This is a genomic window from Mycobacterium sp. SMC-11 (assembly GCF_046250095.1).
In the GTDB taxonomy this organism is placed as follows: Bacteria; Actinomycetota; Actinomycetes; order Mycobacteriales; family Mycobacteriaceae; genus Mycobacterium; species Mycobacterium heraklionense_A.
Map to the genome: position 1 here is coordinate 2,158,037 of NZ_CP176430.1, position 16,582 is coordinate 2,174,618.

Genomic DNA, 16,582 nt, shown 5'->3' on the forward strand with positions numbered 1-16,582 from the left:
CGAAGCTGCGCCGGGGGACTGCGACGGGGTCATCGTCGACGCCATCTCTCAATCCGTGTGCGCCGGCGTCATCGAGGAGATGTAGTAGGTCTCCTGCCCGGTGGGGTAGCCGCCGCCATCGGTGGCGATGTGGACGTGGTCGTAGTGGTTGGCGGTCTCGTTGCCGTAATCCGACGTCCAGTTGCCGCCACCGACGCCGGGGTAGATCTTCTGCCGCCAGATCACGTGGTTGACACCCCACCGTTGGGCGTTCGCCAGCGCGTAGCCGGCGATCTGGTCGCCGAGCAGGATGCCTGTCTCGCTGTGGTAGTCCGGGATCATCACGTCGATGGCCAATCCGTCGGGATGCCACTTCAACGGGTCTTGGCGATACCCGTAGATGGTCTTGATCTCCTGAAACAACACGCCGATGGTGCGGGCCGCCCAAATGGTCTTGACCTGGAGCCCGTTCTCCGGTGCCGCCCCGGGGGGCAGCGGGAAGGTGAATTGCTGACCTTCGGTGGGCATCGGCACGCTGGCCGCCAGCGCCGCGGCCTCGGCGGGGTTGGCGATGCGCATCCCCCCGGCGGTCGGCGGGGGTGGGTTCGACGGGTTCGACGGCGCCGCCACGGCAGTCTCGGTGGGCTTGGGCGCCGCATCGTGGCTGCTCTGGGCGTGGATGAGGGCGGCCGAGACCGCCAGCGACGTCAGAATGGCCAGGCTGCGACCGCAGAACCTGGCAATCTTTCGTCCGTCCACCCAGAGCACTTTAGTTACTTGAGCTTGGATAGCGCCGGATCGGTGGTTTCGCGCGGCCACCGAGTCGGATAGTCGGGCGTCCAGCGAGACCGCCGGACCGCTTCGGCAATCGCCTCATCGGAGGCGGCCGGAGCGACGCCGTCGCGCACCGCCTGGATGGCCACCGCGGTAGCGATACGGGTGGTGATCTCGGGCAGGTCCGCGAACGCGGGCAGCAGCGGTTGGTCGGCGTCGAGCAGGGCGGGGGACGCGTCGCCCAGCGTCTCGGCAGCGGCCCGCATCATCGCGTCGGTGACCCGCAACGCGCGTGCGGCGGTGACTGCAAGTCCGATCGCCGGGAAGATGTAGACGTTGTTGCACTGCGCGATGGGGCGGGTGCGCTCGCCGCGTCGTATCGGGGCGAAGGGCGAGCCCGTGGCGATCAGCGCGCGCCCATCGGTCCATTCGTCGAGTTCGGCCGGGTGCGCCTCGGCCCGGCTGGTGGGGTTGGACAGCGGAAAGATGATCGGACGGTCCGTCTTGGCCGCCAGCTGCCGGACGATTTGCTCGGTGAACGCACCGGCTACCGTCGACAGGCCCAGCAGGATGCCAACATCGACGTGGTGCACCACATCCGCCAGGCCCCGACCGCCCCAACCGGCCACCCGAGCTGCGGATTGCGCGAAGCGGCGCTGACTGTCCGAGAGATCCTCGCGGTCATCGGTCAGCAGCCCGTTGATGTCAATCGCCCAAATCCGTTCGGCGGCCTCGGTTTCGGAGAGCCCTTCGGCGACCATCTGCTGGCGGATCATCTCCAGCACCCCGATGCCGGCCGAACCGGCACCGAGCATCACCACCTGCTGCTGCGAAAGCGGACGCCCGGCAGCGCGGACGGCGCCATGCAGCGCACCAAGCGCCACAGCCGCCGTGCCCTGAATGTCGTCGTTGAACGTCAGCAGCCGATCGCGGTACCGCATCAACAGCGGCAGTGCATGTGTGGTGGCGAAGTCCTCCCACTGCAGCAGTACGTGGGGCAGTTCCTCATGCACGGCGTTCACGAAGTCGTCGACAAAGGAGTAGTAGTCCTCCTCGCCGATCCGGCGGTGGCGCCAGCCGAGGTACTGCGGATCGTGCAGCAGGTCGACATTGTCGGTGCCGACGTCGAGGATGATCGGCAGCGTGCGGGCTGGATCGATCCCGCCGATCAGCGTGTACAGCGAGAGCTTTCCGATCGGGATGCCCATGCCGCCGATGCCCTGGTCGCCCAGGCCCAGGATGCGCTGTCCGTCGGTGACGACGATGACGTCGACCTGTTGTTCCGGCCGGTTGCGCAGCGCCTCCCGCAGTCGATCGCGGTCCGGGTAGGAGATGAACAATCCGCGCGGGCGCCGGTAGATCTCGCTGAAGCGCCGGCACGCGTCACCGACCGTCGGCGTGTAGACGATCGGCAGCATCTCCTCGATATGTGCGCTCAGCAGCCGGTAGAATAACGTCTCGTTGCGGTCCTGTAGCGCCCGCAAATAGATGTGCTTGTCCAGGTCGTCATGGCGCGCGGAGAACTCGGCATAGGTGTGGGCGACTTGGTCGGTGATGGTTTTCACCGCGACCGGCAGCAGACCCAGCAGTCCGAACTCGCGGCGCTCGTCTTGGCTGAAGGCGGTGCCCTTGGTGGTCAGTGGATCGAACAGCAGCGCCTGGCCGCGGCGTTGCGGTCGTTGATCGGTCACCGTGTCACCTCGCATCCCGGCCGACGAAACTGCCGCTGCCTTCGTCGCACAATAGAACGCTTCGGCGCCCCGCACCGGCGGTCAGCCGGGTCCGACGCTAACGCCCTGCTCGGTCGATTCGTCTGATCATTCGAGCGGTGGCGGCTTCCGCGGCGAGTCGGCGCGCTGCCTCCCTGCGACGGCCTCGGGCCCGGTCTAGCGCCGAGCGGATGGTGATGCCCTGTTCATAGGCCTCCACGACGCGTGGGTCGACGTAGGAACTGCGGGCGACCGCCGGCGTGTTGCCCAGTTCCTCGGCGACGTACCGCATTACGGTAGCGATCTCGCGACGGCGGACGGTTTTGGAGGTCGGCTCGCGTGCGGCGGCGAAGCTCTCGGCTGCGAGCACGGTGCCATGCCAGGTTCGCAGGTCTTTGACGCTGAACTGCTCATCGGTCAGCTCCCGGAACCGCTCGTTGAGGTCGTCGGCGCGCACTTCGCACCAGCCGTCGGAGGTGCGGTACACCAGCAGCCGGGGCAGGTCGGTCGGCGCACGCAACAGGGCCCGCACCGCACGGACCACCAGCGGATCGTCGACCGAAACCGTCCGCCGTACGCCGCTTTTGGCCGGATAGTCGAAGTCCACGCAGTCGCTGCGCATCGTGACGTGGTCACGCAACAAGGTGGCCAGCCCGAAGCTGCCGTTCTCCTGGGCGTACTCCTCGCCGCCGGCCCGGAAATAGCCCCGGTCGATGAGCTGCTGGGCGACGGCGAGCACCCGATCGCGTTTCAGGCCGCGACCGCGCAGGTCGGCGAGCACCTCGGTGCGCCAGTCCGGCAGCAACTTGGCCAGGGTCAGCACCCGGTCGTACTTCTCCTCGGAACGTTCGGCCTCCCACTGCGGGTGATACAGGTATTGACGACGCCCGGCAGCGTCTTCGCCGACGGCCTGGATGTGCCCGTTGGGATAGGGACAGATCCACACCTTTCGCCACGCCGGTGGGATGGCCAGCGTCTTGATCCGGGCGAGGACCTGCGGGTCGTCGACCGGATGGCTCCCATCGGTGTAGGAGAACCCGCGGCCCCGACCGATTCGGCGAAACCCCGGGCCCGCGGTGTTGCTTCTGCGCAGTCTCACGGCACCGAATTACCCGCATCGGGACCGCCCGACACGCAGCGCCGACAGTGGCTAGGCGCCCGGGCACAACTCCTGGCGTGCCGCCTCGGCGATCAAGCCGAACTGCGGCCACGCCGGGTAATGCGGGAGTTGCATTTCGACGGTCCGGCCCACCCGCAGGTTCTCGCAGATCATGTGCCCGAGGGCGCGCACGCTGGATTCCGAGATCGGCTCGTCATTCCCGTAGCGCGCGGTGTAGCCGTGGGTGTTGAGGTATTTCATGAAGCTGGCGTCGTCGGCGTGCGCCGGCGCTGCCGCGGCCAACGCTCCCATCGCCACACCGGTGATCGCCAAGGGTCCGGTGAACCGGGCTGCCCAACTCATAGCGGCAATGCTACGGCCGGTGGGGCCGGCGCGGTGTGGCCGGTGCCGGTCAGACCCGGCAAGTCCGCCCGAGCGGCTTCGGATTGCTGCTAGCGTCAGCGGCGACAGAAAGGCGCTGGACGTGAAATCAACCGCACTCGCGGCGGCCCTGGCCGCAGGTCTGCTGGCCGGGCTGATCGGTGCTACGTCATCCGCTCAGGCCGATCCGCTCAACCCGCGTGATCCGGACTATTGCGGCAACAGTCCCGACATCCTGCTGTGCACCCAGCAGCAGTCGACGTACCCGAGTCCAGCGGAGATGGCCTACCTCAACGCCATCCGCGGGAAGTTCCCGCCCGGTACCGAAGCCCGCCGGCTGGCCGCCGGACGGACCGCGTGCCTGGAGTTCCCGAAGCATCCGACCAGCCTCATCGTCGAGCAGGTCTCGGTCTACCTGCAGATCGCCAAGCCCACCGCCGGTGAGGTGGTCGAGTCGGCCCGCAGCAATATCTGCCCGACGGCGAAGACGCAGGGCTGAACCCGGCTCAGCGGCGGTACGCACGCACCCCGTCGCGGATCGCGGCCTGCGCCGCCACATCACATTCGTTGTAGCTCAGACACCACTTGCGGGCGGCGTCGGCCTGCGGACCGTTGCCCCGGGCGGCTTCGACCGCACCCAGGGAGGCCAGGCCCCCCGGATCGTCGACCTCCCAGCGGAAGCCGAAGAAGCCGGCGACCTGTTTGATCGACGACGAGGTGCGGACGAAGAATGTCGCGTCGAACCACTTCCGCAGGTCATAGGTGAGGCCGTCGAGTGCCCGCTCGACCTCGGCGAACCTGCGGGTGCTGCTGATCTCGGGATGATGCCAATGGAAGACCTGAAGCGACCTGCCCGCCTGGGCGGCGTGGCTTCGCAATTGCTGCATCCGGGAGGCGAACTCGGCGGCCAGTTCGGCTTCGCCGGCCTCGTCGAGGGGATCGAACGAAAACACGGGTTGGTAGCGGGCGGTGGAGTCGTCCTGGCCGTCGCGAATACGTAGGCCCCACTGATAGATCCGGCCCTGATCGTCCCACTCGATATCGAAGTCGACCTCGATATCGGCGCAGGGAACAGCCGCTGAGCCTGGTTCGTGCGCCTCGAAATCAATTCCGGCGCAAGCCATCCGGGCTCGTCGCACCGCGTTGGCCAGCCGGTCCCGTGGCATCTTGGTGCCGACGGACTGGACGCGGAATGCTTCGAGGTGCGCGTCCACATCGACAGCCGCCAACTGCGCAACGCTCAATGCCGCGCCATCGCCACAGTGTTGATACAGGTATTGCCACTCCCGGATCGTGAGGTGGCCGGTCTCGATCGCGAACGACGCGTCGTCCTCGCCGACCACCGTGGCGCAGTGGTCGAACCAGGCGCACGTGCCGCAGTCGGCGATCCGATAGGGCCGCACCAGTTCTCGTCCGGCCGCCGCGGCCCGCGCGACGTCGACGCGGAAGGCGAACTCGTGGTCATAGCGCTGCAGAGCCGATCGCGGTCGGCGATGCGTTGGATCGCTGGCCGAATACGTGACGATGTTCTCGGCTTCCAGGTCATACCAGGTGATGCCGAGACTCTCGCCCAGTAGGGCAGTGAGGTCGGAGCTGCCGATAATGCCGCCGCGGTTCACCCCGCAGTGAAAACCCAAATCCTGCAACATCCGGGTGTAGTGCGCCAACTGCATGACGTCGTCCCGCCAGCGTGCACCGTGGTCACTGTGGCCCGGAGAGGTCAGTCGCCGATCGGGTTGTGACAGCGTCGAGATCTCCACCTCCGCGCGTTTCGCGGGGGCCAGCGTGCGGTGGTTCTTGATGTCGACGGGCAGGTAGCCGCCGTGGTGTCTGACCAACACGTCGGGAAGGCCCCTGCGGCCGTTGACATCCGGCAGGCTCCCGCCGGCAATCACCTCGACACCGGCAGTCATCGCGGCCACGGTGCGGCGCTGGCGTTCGGTCCAACCGATCTCGGTGTCGAGCAGCAGCAGTCGCTCGGAGTCTGCGTAGCGTGCCCGGAGTTCGGCGAGGACGTGTTCCTCGAATTCGATTCCGGCGCTGCGCAGTGCCTCCAAGTCCGGACGCGGCGGCGCCGGCTCCGGAGTGCCGGGAGCGAACTCGTTATGGGTGACGCGAGCGCACCGTTTTGCCGGGTAGCCGCCAAGCGTGACCGGTGCCATCGCGTCCCTCCCCGAGTGGCCCTAGTCCGCCGCCCGCGTGACACCGGCGGCGATCTCACCGATCAGCGCCGCGACCACACCGAATGCGAAGTACAGCGGCACCAGCCACGGCGCCACCCCGAACAACCCGTCCGAGCCGGGGGCGTAGCGGAAGTGGCCGACCGCCGCGATCCCGATCTCGACCACCGGGCCGAGGGCCGCGATCAGCACGCCGCAGACGATCGCCGGACGATCTCCCAAGGCGCAGAAAGTGATCGCAGCGAACGCGCAGATCAATGTCGTCAGGGGAACCACCGGCGAGGCATGCAACATCGCGGTGACGACGTAGCTGCCCAGCACCGCGGCCAGACCAGCCACCCCCTGACGCACCGTGACCGCGGTCCGCGGCGAGGGGAGATGCAGTCGCAACTCCGCCAGGAAAACAGTGGCGGACCCGACCAGGATCGGGAAATAGAGCGGACTGCTCCAGATGAACGGCACGGCCTGCGACGGGGACAGGTACTCGGTGGTCCCGGTGACGACGTGGGAGTGGTCACCGATCAGACCGGCCGCTCCACCCAAGACGAACAGCAACAACGCGATCGGGGGGCGTAATTTCACCCCCGCAGTATCGTCCATTCCAATGAGCGCCGAGGACCGCACCCGCTGGGATGCGAAATACACAGGCCGCTGCGCGCCGGCACCGGACCGGATCGGGCCCGCTGCGGTGTTTGCGCGCTTCACGGACGCGTTTCCGGCCGCCGGCCACGCGCTCGACATCGCCTGCGGCCAGGGCGCCGCGGCGATCTGGCTGGCCCAGCGGGGCCTACAGGTGGCCGGATGCGACATCTCGCCGGTCGCCGTCGAGCAGGCGCGGGCGTTCGCCCTGCGCAGCGGTGTGGGCGGCCAGTGCCGATTCGACGTCGTCGATCTCGACGACGGCCTCCCGGACGGGCCGCCGGCCGATGTCATTTACTGCGCCCGGTTCCGCGACAGTCGGCTCGACGCGCCGATGCTGCAGCGGCTGGCTCCGGGCGGACTGCTGGCGATCACCGCGTTGAGTCAGGTTGGCAGCACCGCAGGGCGGTTCCGGGCTGCGCCGGGGGAGCTGCGCACGGCGTTCGCCGGTCTGGATTTGCTCGCCGACGGTGAAGCGGACGGTTTGGCGTGGCTGTTGGCGCGACGCGGCAAGGCGACGCCGTCGGTGCACGCGGACGGACGAGACTAGGCCGGAGCCGGCGCCTCGCGGTCGCTGGGCTCGGGGCCGGGCTCAGCCGGGGGCTCGTCGAGCGGCAGGGCATCCATCGGCGGTGCCTCGCCGGGCGGCATGTCGAGCGGCGGCTCCATGGGGGCTTCGATCGGCGGTACCTCGAACGGGGGAGCCTCCATGGGCGGTGCGGGTAGCTCGACGCCCATGGGCTCGGCCATCGGCTCCGCGGCGGGCTCGGGGCCCGGCTCCACCATGGCGGCGAATTCCACCGGGGCTTCCGGGGCCGGTGCCTCGTCCATGGGCAGGTACATGTGGTGGGTGAACTGCGGCTGGTAGGCGCCGCCGCCGCCGATCTTCACACCGCCGGGCTCACCGCTGGACACCGGAGTGCCGTCGGGCAGGGTTACCGCGGTGTGGTGGCTGTTCCAGCCCACCACCAGAGCGTTGGGCGCGGTGCCGTACTTGAAGCCGCGGGCCAGCAGCGCCGACTCCTCGTTGGCGGTGTGGAACCGGCCGCTGAAGGCCGGCCGGCCGCTGGCGACGTTGGACACCCACGAGGCCAAACCCGAGCAATCCGTACCCGCGGGAGTGTTCCCACCGACGATGTACGGGGTGCCCGAAACCTGCTGGATGAGCGCCATCAGAGCTTCTAGACCAAACATGACCGAGCACATTAACCATGGATAACTGCACTTACCAAAATCTGTGGCGCCCATCACGTTTGGTATTCATGTTGTCAAACGTAACGCCGCAACGGAAAACGCCAGGTAGATCCGCAAAAATGTAGCGAACGCGACCGTTAATTTCCGTAAGTGCTGGTAGATGCCTCGAATGTGTTTGTTGAGCGTGGTCTCTAAGGTCACAAATTCGCATTATTAGGATGAAATTGCCTGATCAATGGGTGCGGCACAGATATCCATTACCGCCGGTATCGGCGAAAATATCGACACAAGTGGCGCGGCGTTCTCCGGGCAGAAAGTGATGCTGCTTACAGTGAACGCTTCGCGTTCTTGATCAGATTCGACCCGATGATCAGCCGCTGGATCTCACTGGTGCCCTCGTAGAGCCGCAGCAGCCGAACGTCGCGGTAGATGCGCTCTACCGGCACACCACGGATGTATCCGCTGCCGCCGTGGATCTGCACCGCCAGATCGGCGACCTTGCCGGCCATCTCGGTGCAGAAGACCTTCGCCACCGACGGAGCGATCCGCCGATCTTCGTTGCTGACCCACTTCCGGGCGGCATCGCGGACCAGCGCCTGACCGGCCAGCACTCCGGTTTGTTGATCGGCGAGCATCGCCTGTACCAACTGGAAGTCACCGATGATGCTGCCGCCCTGGGTGGCGGTGGCGGCATAGTTCACCGATTCATCCAGTGCGCGCTGCGCGGCTCCGACCGCCAGCGCCGCAATATGAATGCGGCCGCGGGCCAGCGACGTCATCGCCGCCCGGTAACCGATGTCCTCATTACCCCCGACCAGCGCGGCGGCGGGCAGTCGCACGCCGGAGAAACTGACATCGGCCGTCCAGGCGCCTTCCTGGCCCATTTTGGCGTCCTTGGCGCCGACTTCGACCCCGGCGGTGTCGGCAGGTACCAGGAACACCGCGATTCCGGCGCCGCGTTCGTCTGCCGGCCGAGTGCGGGCGAACACCACGAACAGATCGGCCAGCGGGGCGTTGGTGATGAACCGTTTCTGCCCGTCGAGCACCCAGGTCTCGTCCGCTCCCGAGCCGTCGCGGACGGCCTTGGTGCGCAGGCCCGCCGGATTGGAACCCGCTCCGGGCTCGGTGAGGGCGAAGGACGCGACCGCTCCGGAGGCGATGGGCTCCAGCCAGCGCTCCTTCTGTTCATCGGTGCCGAACCCCACCAGCACCTGGCCGGCGATGCCGTTGTTGGTGCCGAACATCGACCGAACGGACGGGCAGGTGTAGCCCAATTCCATGGCCAGTTCCACGTCCTGGGCCAGGTTCAGGCCCAGCCCGCCCCACTCTTGGGGGATCGCGTACCCGAACAGGCCCAGGTCCTTGGCGGCTTGCCGCAGGTCGTCTGGCACCTGATCGGTGTCGAGGATCTCCTGTTCGCGCGGGACGACCATCGTCCGGACAAACCGGCGGGTCTGGGACAGGATTTCGGCGAAGACGTCGTCTTCAACAGGTGCGGTCGTCATGGCACGGCCCCTTTCGGCACTGGCCCACAAATCATATATGAAATATGATGTTGCGGACCACGGGTGGGCACGACATCACGACGACATGTAGAGGACGGTTTCGGCGTGGCATTACTGGACGGGCAGACGGCGGTGATCACCGGTGGAGCGCAGGGGCTGGGCTTCGCGATCGCGCAGCGCTTTGTCGCCGAGGGCGCCCGGGTGGTGCTCGGCGATCTGAACCTGGAGGCCACCGAGGCCGCGGCGCAGCGCCTCGGCGCCGATGTCGCGGTGGCGGCGCGCACCGACGTCACGGACGCCGCCGACGTCGAGGCGTTGGTGGGCGTCGCCGTCGAGCGGTTCGGCGGCCTGGACATCATGGTGAACAACGCCGGCATCACCCGCGACGCCACCATGCGCAAGATGACCGAAGACGATTTCGATCAGGTGATCGCAGTCCACCTCAAGGGCACCTGGAACGGGCTGCGCGCGGCCGCGGCGATCATGCGCGAACAGAAGCGCGGCGCGATCGTGAACATGTCCTCTATATCGGGCAAGGTCGGCATGGTCGGGCAGACCAACTATTCGGCCGCCAAGGCCGGCATCGTCGGCATGACCAAGGCCGCCAGCAAGGAGCTGGCCTACCTCGGCGTCCGCGTCAACGCGATCCAGCCGGGACTGATCCGCTCGGCGATGACCGAGGCCATGCCGCAGCGGATCTGGGATTCCAAGGTCGCCGAGGTGCCGATGGGCCGGGCCGGCGAACCCGACGAGGTCGCGACGGTCGCACTGTTCCTGGCGTCCGGCTTGTCCTCTTATATGACGGGCACCGTGCTCGAGGTGACCGGCGGTCGCCACCTATGACTCTGCGCGAGGCGGTGATCTGCGAACCGGTTCGTACCCCGATCGGGCGCTACGGCGGGGTGTTCAAGTCGCTGACCGCCGTCGAGCTCGGCGTCGCCGCGCTGACCGGACTACTGGAGCGCACCGGCCTGCCCGCCGACGCCATCGATGACGTGGTGCTGGGGCACTGTTATCCCAGTAGTGAGGCCCCGGCGATCGGGCGGGTGGTCGCCCTGGATTCCGGCCTGCCGGTGACGGTTCCGGGCATGCAGGTCGATCGGAGGTGCGGATCGGGACTGCAGGCGGTGATCCAGGCCTGCCTGCAGGTCGGCAGTGGCGCGCATGAGGTGGTGATCGCCGGCGGCGCGGAGAGCATGAGCAACGTGGCGTTCCACTCCACCGACATGCGCTGGGGCGCTGGCCGCGACGGCGTACGGGTGCACGACGGTCTGGCGCGCGGCCGGACCACCGCGGGTGGGCGGTACCACCCGGTGCCCGGCGGCATGTTGGAGACCGCGGAGAACCTGCGCCGCCAGTACCAGATCTCCCGCACCGAACAGGACGACCTCGCGGTCACCTCGCATCAGCGCGCGGTGGCGGCCCAGCGCAGCGGCGTGCTCGCCGACGAGATCATCGGTGTCACGGTGCGCTCCCGTGCCGGCGAGCAGCGGATTGACACCGACGAGCATCCCCGCGCCGATACCTCGATGGAGTCGCTGGCCAAGCTCAAACCGGTTCTGGGCAAAAGCGATCCGGACGCCACCGTCACCGCCGGCAACTCCAGCGGTCAGAACGACGCGGCCTCGATGTGTGTGGTGACCACCCCGGCCAAGGCCGAGCAGCTGGGCCTGACGCCGCTGGTGCGGCTGATCTCCTGGGGACTGGCCGGGGTCAAGCCCAACGTCATGGGCATCGGCCCGGTGCCGGCTACCGATGTCGCCCTGGCCAAGGCGGGTCTCACGCTCGCCGACATCGACCTGATCGAGCTCAATGAGGCGTTCGCCGCTCAGGCCCTCGCGGTCATGGCCGAGTGGCGATTCGGGGTGGCCGACCGTGACCGGACCAACGTGCACGGTTCGGGGATCTCGCTGGGGCATCCGGTGGGCGCGACCGGCGGCCGGATGCTGGCGACGCTGGCGCGTGAGCTGCACCGCCGCCAGCAGCGCTACGGATTGGAAACCATGTGCATCGGAGGTGGCCAGGGCTTGGCCGCCGTGTTCGAGAGGGTGGCGTAAATGACCAAGCTGTGCCAGACGTTGGGGCTGACCGAGAGCCAGACCGAGATCATCGCGGCGGTACGGGCATTCGTCGACAAAGAGGTCATTCCGCACGCCGCCGAATTCGAGCGCGCCGACGCCTACCCGCAACAGATCGTCGACGGCATGCGGCAGTTGGGTCTGTTCGGCTTGATGATTCCGGAGGCCTACGGGGGATTGGGCGAGTCCCTGCTGACCTACGCGCTGTGCGTCGAGGAGCTTGCGCGCGGCTGGATGAGCATCTCCGGGGTGATCAACACCCATTTCATCGTCGCCTACATGCTGCGCCAGCACGGCACCGACGAGCAGAAACAGCGCTACCTGCCGGCGATGGCGACCGGCGATGTGCGCGGGGCGTTTTCGATGTCGGAACCCGAACTCGGCTCCGACGTCGCCGCCATCCGCACCCGGGCGACACCCACCGGCGACGGTGACTACCTCATCAACGGCCAGAAGATGTGGCTGACCAACGGCGCCACGTCGAGCTTGGTGGCGGTGCTGGTCCACACCGACGAGGGGGCCGACACCCCGCACCGCAACATGACCGCGTTCCTGGTCGAAAAGCCCACCGGCTTCGGTGAAGTCGTCCCGGGCCTGACCATCCCCGGCAAGCTCGACAAGCTCGGATACAAAGGCATCGACACCACCGAGATGATCTTCGACGACTATCGGGCCCGTTCTGCCGACATTCTGGGCGGCACCACCGGCCGCGGTTTCTACCAGATGATGGACGGCATCGAGGTCGGCCGGGTCAATGTCGCGGCGCGCGCCTGCGGGGTGGGCATCCGCGCGTTTGAGCTCGCGGCCCGATACGCCCAGCAGCGCACCACCTTCGGCAAGCCGATCGCCGAGCATCAGGCCGTCGCGTTCGGGCTGGCCGAGATGGCGACCAAGGTCGAGGCCGCCCACCTGATGGTCGTCAACGCGGCCCGACTCAAGGATTCCGGCGAACGCAATGACGTCGCCGCAGGCATGGCGAAATACCTGGCCAGCGAGTACTGCAACGAGGTCACCCAGCAGAGCTTCCGGATCCACGGCGGCTATGGCTACTCGAAGGAATACGAGATCGAGCGCCTGATGCGCGACGCGCCGTTCCTGCTGATCGGCGAGGGCACCAGCGAGATCCAGAAGCAGATCATCAGCAAGCGTCTGCTGGCCGACTACCGCATCTGACACCATGGCTGTTCCCGACTTCAGCACCCGGCCGCAACTGTCGGAGGCCGTCGCACGCTTCGTGCGCCAGCGGATCTTCGACGGCGGTTACGCCGCGGGGGAGTACGTCCGATTGGACCAACTGGCAACGGAATTGGGTATCAGCGTCACCCCGGTGCGGGAGGCGCTGTTCGAGCTGCGCGCCGAAGGCCTGCTCGACCAGCAGCCGCATCGCGGGTTCGTCGTGTTGCCGGTCACCAGGCGTGATCTGGCCGATGTCGCCGAGGTCCAGGCGTTTGTGGGCGGTGAGCTGGCGGCGCGGGCCGCGGCTGGTATCACCGAGGAGCAGTTGAACGAGCTCAATGAGATCCAGTCCCGGCTGGAGCAGGCCTACGCCGGCGACGACGAAGAGCGGACCGTGCGGCTCAACCACGATTTCCACCGGGCCATCAATGTGGCCGCCGCCTCGCCCAAGCTGGCCCAAATGATGTCGCAGATAACCCGGTATGCGCCCGAGGCGGTTTTCCCGGGCATCGCCGGTTGGCCGGAACGCTCCATGGCCGATCACCGGCGCGTGCTCGCTGCGCTGGCGGCACACGATCAGACGCTGGCGCGCACCGCGATGGCCGAGCACCTGTCGGCCGGCGTGATGCCGCTCATCGAGCACCTGACCGATCGTGGCGTGGTGGGGCGCGAAGACCGCGACGCGCAGACAGATCAGCGCCCGTCGGCGACGGGGACGTGAGACTGTATCAACCTATGCAGAACCACAATTACCTGACTTACGAAGAGTTCGGGCGCAAGTTCTTCGAGGTCGCGGTCACCGAGGAGCGAGTGGCAGCTGCGTTCGCCGTCATCGCCGGCGACGAGTTCGAGATGCCCGCCATGCGGCAGGGACCGGGCGGCATCGCCAAAGTCAGTGCGAAGGTGCGGGTCCAAGAGCCGCGGGTGGCACGCGGTCTGGGGGATCTGCTGACGTTCGCGATCCACATTCCGCTGGAGATCGACCTGCTCATCGATCTGCGTCTGGACAAGCAACGGTTCACCGTGGCCGGCGACATCGCCCTGCACGCCACCGCGCGAGCCGCCGAGCCGCTGCTGCTGATCATCGATGTGCCCAAACCACGGTCCTCGGACATCACCGTCGAGGTGTCGTCGACGTCCATCCGCGGCGAGCTGCTGCGGATCTTCGCCGGCGTCGACGGGGAGATCCGGCGATTCATCGCCAGCTATGTGGCAGCCGAGATCGACAGTCCGCAATCCCAGCGGGCGCAGATCATCGACGTGGCCGAGCAGCTGGACTCCGCCTGGACCGGTATCTGACCGCTCGCCGGTGCGATCCCTACGGGTAGGGGATCGCGGGGATAGCCGGAATCGCCGGGATGGCCGGAATCGCGGGGATCGCCGGAATCGCGGGGATCGCCGGGACGGCGGGCGCAGACGGGGCCCGCGGCACTGCCGAAGCCGCCGGAGCCTGTTTTGCGGTGGGCTCGACAACCGGAGCAGCACTGGTGAGCGGGGCATCCGGCAGCGCGGTCGGGCCGGTTTCGGACTCGCCGGCCTCGCTGTCGGCAGGTGCGGTCGGCGCGACCGGCGCTGCGGGGGCCTGGGTGACCTCGCCGTAGGTGTCTTCCTCGGAATCACTGTCGCAGCCGCCGCAGGCGGTGGCCACCGCACCCACGGCGAGCCCCACCGCCACCACCGACAGGACTGACTTTCCGATACCGCGATTGCGCATGGATTCTCCCCGTTGTTCAGTTGCCTCATGCCACCCTACGACGCGGGGGGCGATTCGGCGGACCAGCCGTCGACAACGTTGCGACCGGGCTGCCGCCCCTCGGAACTTCCGCAGATGCGGCGCGGCCTGACAGGTGTTCCTGTCAGGCCGCGGGAGCCGGCATTCCCTCGGATCGGCTCAGATCGTCTGATGGCGGCCGAAGAACTTGTGGTCTTCGCTGTAGCCGCCGTGGCCGCTGCCGATCTCCTTATAACTCTCGACGAACTCGATGCCCTTGATCCATTTCACCAGCTTGTAGCCGTGCTGCAGCTCGTTGCGCAGCCGCAGCGGCCGACCGTGCATGTAGGGCAGCGGCTGGTCATTCATGTTGTAGGCCAGCATCGACATGTGGTGCCACATCTGGTCGACCGGGTGTGCGTTGTAGAAGATGCCGCCGGTGGCGCCCAGGCCCATCGAGTAGAAGATCGCCCACTTGGCCTGGGGAAGCGGTTTGACGACCTCCATGATCGTCGACATCGACACGCCGCCCCATTTCGCCACGCCCGACCAGGCCTGCACGCACATGTGCTGGGTGATCTGGTCGTGATACGGCAGGGCCTTGAGGTCCTCCAGCGAGAACTCCATCGGGTTCTCGACCAGGCCGTAGACCTTGAGCCGCCAGTCCTTGAAGTCGTTTGCCTCGTATTCCTTGTACTCGACGGTCTCCGGCAGTCGGCCGTTGCGCCAGTGGAACGGTGAGATGTCGTCCTCGGTGAAGGTCCCGGGCTCGGGGTTGAGATGTTCCAGCGCGCGCTGGAAGGGCCCGATCAGCGCATAGCCGATCTTCTGGACAACCCGCGGGTAGCGCAGGGTGAGCGGCGTGGCGGCGATCCAGCCGATGGTGCACACCACCGCCGCCGCGCAGAAGACATAGAAGCCGGTAGCGCTATGGCATTCCGGCCCCGCCCCTTCAGCGCATCCGCGAGCGGCGAACATGTGGTTGAGATTGTCGAATGCGTCGGTCGCGAACACCATGGTGACGTGCACGAGGATGAACAACAGGAAATAGACCAGCACCACGAAGTGCAGCGACCGCGCGATCTGCAGGTTCAGGCGCATGTGCTTGCTGATCAAGCCGAGTCGCTGTGACAGCGCCGGGGACATGCCCAGGGCCGTGATCAGCGCGGCGGGCGCAGCCACGAACACCGTGACGAAGTAGGAGATCAGCTGCAGTGCGTTGTAGTTGGTCCAGGTGTGGTCGTCCGGCCAGTCCAGCGATGCGTACTGGATCATCACCGAGGCGGCGTGCGGAATGACATCCCAGCTGGTCGGGACGATGCGGCGCCACTGACCGGTGGTGAACAGCAGGACGTAGAAGATCGCACCGTTGAGCAGCCACAACACGCCCAGTCCCATGTGCCACCAGCGCGCCAACCCGATCGAGTGCCGGAAGCCCGGCAGCCCGAACTGCGCCGGCAGGGCGACGGTATCGGCGTTGGCCGTCCAGTACGGGTCATCGGGCACCGGCGGCCCCACTCGCAGCCATTCGTCCTTGCCGGGAGTGGAGTTACGGCTGAAGTACAGCCGCGGGTGGTCGCAGAGAATCTGGATGCCGGCTCGGATGATGAAGATCATCATGAACAGGTTGAAGAAGTGCGTCCACCCGGCCCAGGCCGGTAGGCCACCGGCGACTTCGGTGGACGGGCTGCTGCCCGGGTACCTGGCGATGAAATCCTCGATGCCCGGCATGTGCCGAATGCCTTTGCCGATCGCGATCATCGCCACCAGCCCGACGAAGCCGATCGGGATCAGCCACAGCAGGTTGAACCACTTATCTTTGCCGACACGCAGATGCGGGGCGATCGCGCGCCGGCTGAGGTCGAAACCGCCGCCGTAAGTCTCGACGTCGACGGTCTCGTTGTGGTTCTTGTGAATCTCGGTCCGGTAGCCCTGTTCGAGCTCCAACTCGACGTCGACGACGTCCGCGGAGTAGTCGACCGGCCGAGTTGTCTCTTTCGTTGCTGGTGAGGTCGCGGGACCCCGCGGGTCGAGCTGCCCTTCAGCACCCTGTCCATCAATCGTGGTCACTTTTCGACGGTAGCGCGAAAAAGCTCGTGACCCGATACTCTGACATGAGATGCGCAGGCTTCTGACAGGAAACTCAGGTATCGCAAG

Annotated in this window: 17 protein-coding genes; 7 read left to right on the top strand and 10 right to left on the bottom strand. The window is 67.0% G+C overall.

What is annotated here, in order from left to right; all coding sequences use genetic code 11:
- Positions 1-48 precede the first annotated feature (48 nt).
- The 4 genes from ACKY0X_RS10050 to ACKY0X_RS10065 all read right to left on the bottom strand — a co-directional run bounded on the left by ACKY0X_RS10050 (position 49) and on the right by ACKY0X_RS10065 (position 3,924).
- Positions 49-768 (bottom strand): glycoside hydrolase, encoded by a 720-nt coding sequence (locus ACKY0X_RS10050; RefSeq protein WP_409429579.1) that lies wholly within the window; start codon positions 766-768, stop codon positions 49-51.
- The gene (locus ACKY0X_RS10055; RefSeq protein WP_409429303.1) at positions 753-2,444 is read right to left on the bottom strand and encodes an NAD-dependent malic enzyme; all 1,692 of its coding nucleotides are present in this window, start codon (positions 2,442-2,444) and stop codon (positions 753-755) included. Before ACKY0X_RS10055 ends, ACKY0X_RS10050 begins: the two co-directional genes overlap by 16 nt.
- A gap of 97 nt (positions 2,445-2,541) precedes the next feature.
- On the bottom strand, positions 2,542-3,561 hold the full coding sequence (locus ACKY0X_RS10060) for a DNA topoisomerase IB (RefSeq protein ID WP_409429304.1): 1,020 nt from the start codon (positions 3,559-3,561) through the stop codon (positions 2,542-2,544).
- Between the two features lie 51 nt (positions 3,562-3,612).
- Positions 3,613-3,924 carry a hypothetical protein gene (locus tag ACKY0X_RS10065; RefSeq protein WP_409429305.1) on the bottom strand — a complete coding sequence of 104 codons (312 nt, stop codon included), beginning with the start codon at positions 3,922-3,924 and terminating at the stop codon, positions 3,613-3,615.
- A 121-nt stretch (positions 3,925-4,045) separates the two neighbouring features.
- On the opposite strand from ACKY0X_RS10065, the gene ACKY0X_RS10070 reads away from it, so the two are divergent.
- Positions 4,046-4,441, top strand: a complete 396-nt coding sequence (locus tag ACKY0X_RS10070) for a hypothetical protein (protein WP_065038929.1) — start codon at positions 4,046-4,048, stop codon at positions 4,439-4,441.
- A 7-nt stretch (positions 4,442-4,448) separates the two neighbouring features.
- On the opposite strand, the gene ACKY0X_RS10075 is transcribed toward ACKY0X_RS10070, so the two are convergent.
- Positions 4,449-6,104, bottom strand: a complete 1,656-nt coding sequence (locus ACKY0X_RS10075) for a recombinase RecB (protein ID WP_409429306.1) — start codon at positions 6,102-6,104, stop codon at positions 4,449-4,451.
- A 21-nt stretch (positions 6,105-6,125) separates the two neighbouring features.
- Positions 6,126-6,704, bottom strand: coding sequence for a hypothetical protein (locus ACKY0X_RS10080; RefSeq protein WP_409429307.1), 579 nt, complete (start codon positions 6,702-6,704; stop codon positions 6,126-6,128).
- A 22-nt stretch (positions 6,705-6,726) separates the two neighbouring features.
- Here ACKY0X_RS10080 and ACKY0X_RS10085 point away from each other — a divergent pair, with 22 nt between their 5' ends.
- On the top strand, positions 6,727-7,311 hold the full coding sequence (locus ACKY0X_RS10085; RefSeq protein ID WP_409429308.1) for a class I SAM-dependent methyltransferase: 585 nt from the start codon (positions 6,727-6,729) through the stop codon (positions 7,309-7,311).
- On the opposite strand, the gene ACKY0X_RS10090 is transcribed toward ACKY0X_RS10085, so the two are convergent.
- The gene (locus ACKY0X_RS10090) at positions 7,308-7,955 is read right to left on the bottom strand and encodes a peptidoglycan endopeptidase (protein ID WP_409429309.1); all 648 of its coding nucleotides are present in this window, start codon (positions 7,953-7,955) and stop codon (positions 7,308-7,310) included. The genes ACKY0X_RS10085 and ACKY0X_RS10090 overlap by 4 nt on opposite strands.
- A gap of 326 nt (positions 7,956-8,281) precedes the next feature.
- On the bottom strand, positions 8,282-9,460 hold the full coding sequence (locus tag ACKY0X_RS10095; protein WP_065038934.1) for an acyl-CoA dehydrogenase family protein: 1,179 nt from the start codon (positions 9,458-9,460) through the stop codon (positions 8,282-8,284).
- Between the two features lie 105 nt (positions 9,461-9,565).
- On the opposite strand from ACKY0X_RS10095, the gene fabG reads away from it, so the two are divergent.
- Genes fabG through ACKY0X_RS10120 form a run of 5 tightly spaced genes read left to right on the top strand, consistent with a single transcriptional unit; the run spans position 9,566 to position 14,013 of the window.
- Positions 9,566-10,303 (top strand): 3-oxoacyl-ACP reductase FabG, encoded by a 738-nt coding sequence (gene fabG / locus ACKY0X_RS10100; protein ID WP_409429310.1) that lies wholly within the window; start codon positions 9,566-9,568, stop codon positions 10,301-10,303.
- The gene (locus ACKY0X_RS10105) at positions 10,300-11,517 is read left to right on the top strand and encodes an acetyl-CoA C-acetyltransferase (protein ID WP_409429311.1); all 1,218 of its coding nucleotides are present in this window, start codon (positions 10,300-10,302) and stop codon (positions 11,515-11,517) included. The genes fabG and ACKY0X_RS10105 overlap by 4 nt, the downstream gene beginning before the upstream one ends.
- On the top strand, positions 11,518-12,711 hold the full coding sequence (locus ACKY0X_RS10110; RefSeq protein WP_409429312.1) for an acyl-CoA dehydrogenase family protein: 1,194 nt from the start codon (positions 11,518-11,520) through the stop codon (positions 12,709-12,711). It begins immediately after the preceding gene.
- Positions 12,712-12,715: 4 nt separating this feature from the next.
- Positions 12,716-13,435, top strand: coding sequence for a GntR family transcriptional regulator (locus tag ACKY0X_RS10115; RefSeq protein ID WP_409429313.1), 720 nt, complete (start codon positions 12,716-12,718; stop codon positions 13,433-13,435).
- A gap of 14 nt (positions 13,436-13,449) precedes the next feature.
- Positions 13,450-14,013 (top strand): hypothetical protein, encoded by a 564-nt coding sequence (locus tag ACKY0X_RS10120; protein WP_046283694.1) that lies wholly within the window; start codon positions 13,450-13,452, stop codon positions 14,011-14,013.
- A 19-nt stretch (positions 14,014-14,032) separates the two neighbouring features.
- Here ACKY0X_RS10120 and ACKY0X_RS10125 read toward each other — a convergent pair whose 3' ends face one another.
- Both ACKY0X_RS10125 and ACKY0X_RS10130 read right to left on the bottom strand, forming a co-directional pair.
- Positions 14,033-14,428: a hypothetical protein gene (locus ACKY0X_RS10125; protein WP_409429314.1), complete on the bottom strand. Its 396-nt coding sequence runs from the start codon at positions 14,426-14,428 to the stop codon at positions 14,033-14,035.
- 177 nt (positions 14,429-14,605) lie between these two features.
- Complete coding sequence (locus ACKY0X_RS10130; protein WP_409429580.1) at positions 14,606-16,372, bottom strand: molybdopterin-dependent oxidoreductase; 1,767 nt, start codon at positions 16,370-16,372, stop codon at positions 14,606-14,608.
- Positions 16,373-16,582: the final 210 nt, after the last annotated feature.

Coding starts and splice junctions, on each gene's coding strand:
- ACKY0X_RS10065 (WP_409429305.1), bottom strand. CDS start 3,924: ATGAGTTGGGCAGCCCGGTTCACCGGACCCTTGGCGATCACCGGTGTG.
- ACKY0X_RS10075 (WP_409429306.1), bottom strand. CDS start 6,104: ATGGCACCGGTCACGCTTGGCGGCTACCCGGCAAAACGGTGCGCTCGC.
- ACKY0X_RS10085 (WP_409429308.1), top strand. CDS start 6,727: ATGAGCGCCGAGGACCGCACCCGCTGGGATGCGAAATACACAGGCCGC.
- ACKY0X_RS10090 (WP_409429309.1), bottom strand. CDS start 7,955: ATGTTTGGTCTAGAAGCTCTGATGGCGCTCATCCAGCAGGTTTCGGGC.
- ACKY0X_RS10095 (WP_065038934.1), bottom strand. CDS start 9,460: ATGACGACCGCACCTGTTGAAGACGACGTCTTCGCCGAAATCCTGTCC.
- ACKY0X_RS10105 (WP_409429311.1), top strand. CDS start 10,300: ATGACTCTGCGCGAGGCGGTGATCTGCGAACCGGTTCGTACCCCGATC.
- ACKY0X_RS10110 (WP_409429312.1), top strand. CDS start 11,518: ATGACCAAGCTGTGCCAGACGTTGGGGCTGACCGAGAGCCAGACCGAG.
- ACKY0X_RS10115 (WP_409429313.1), top strand. CDS start 12,716: ATGGCTGTTCCCGACTTCAGCACCCGGCCGCAACTGTCGGAGGCCGTC.
- ACKY0X_RS10120 (WP_046283694.1), top strand. CDS start 13,450: ATGCAGAACCACAATTACCTGACTTACGAAGAGTTCGGGCGCAAGTTC.
- ACKY0X_RS10125 (WP_409429314.1), bottom strand. CDS start 14,428: ATGCGCAATCGCGGTATCGGAAAGTCAGTCCTGTCGGTGGTGGCGGTG.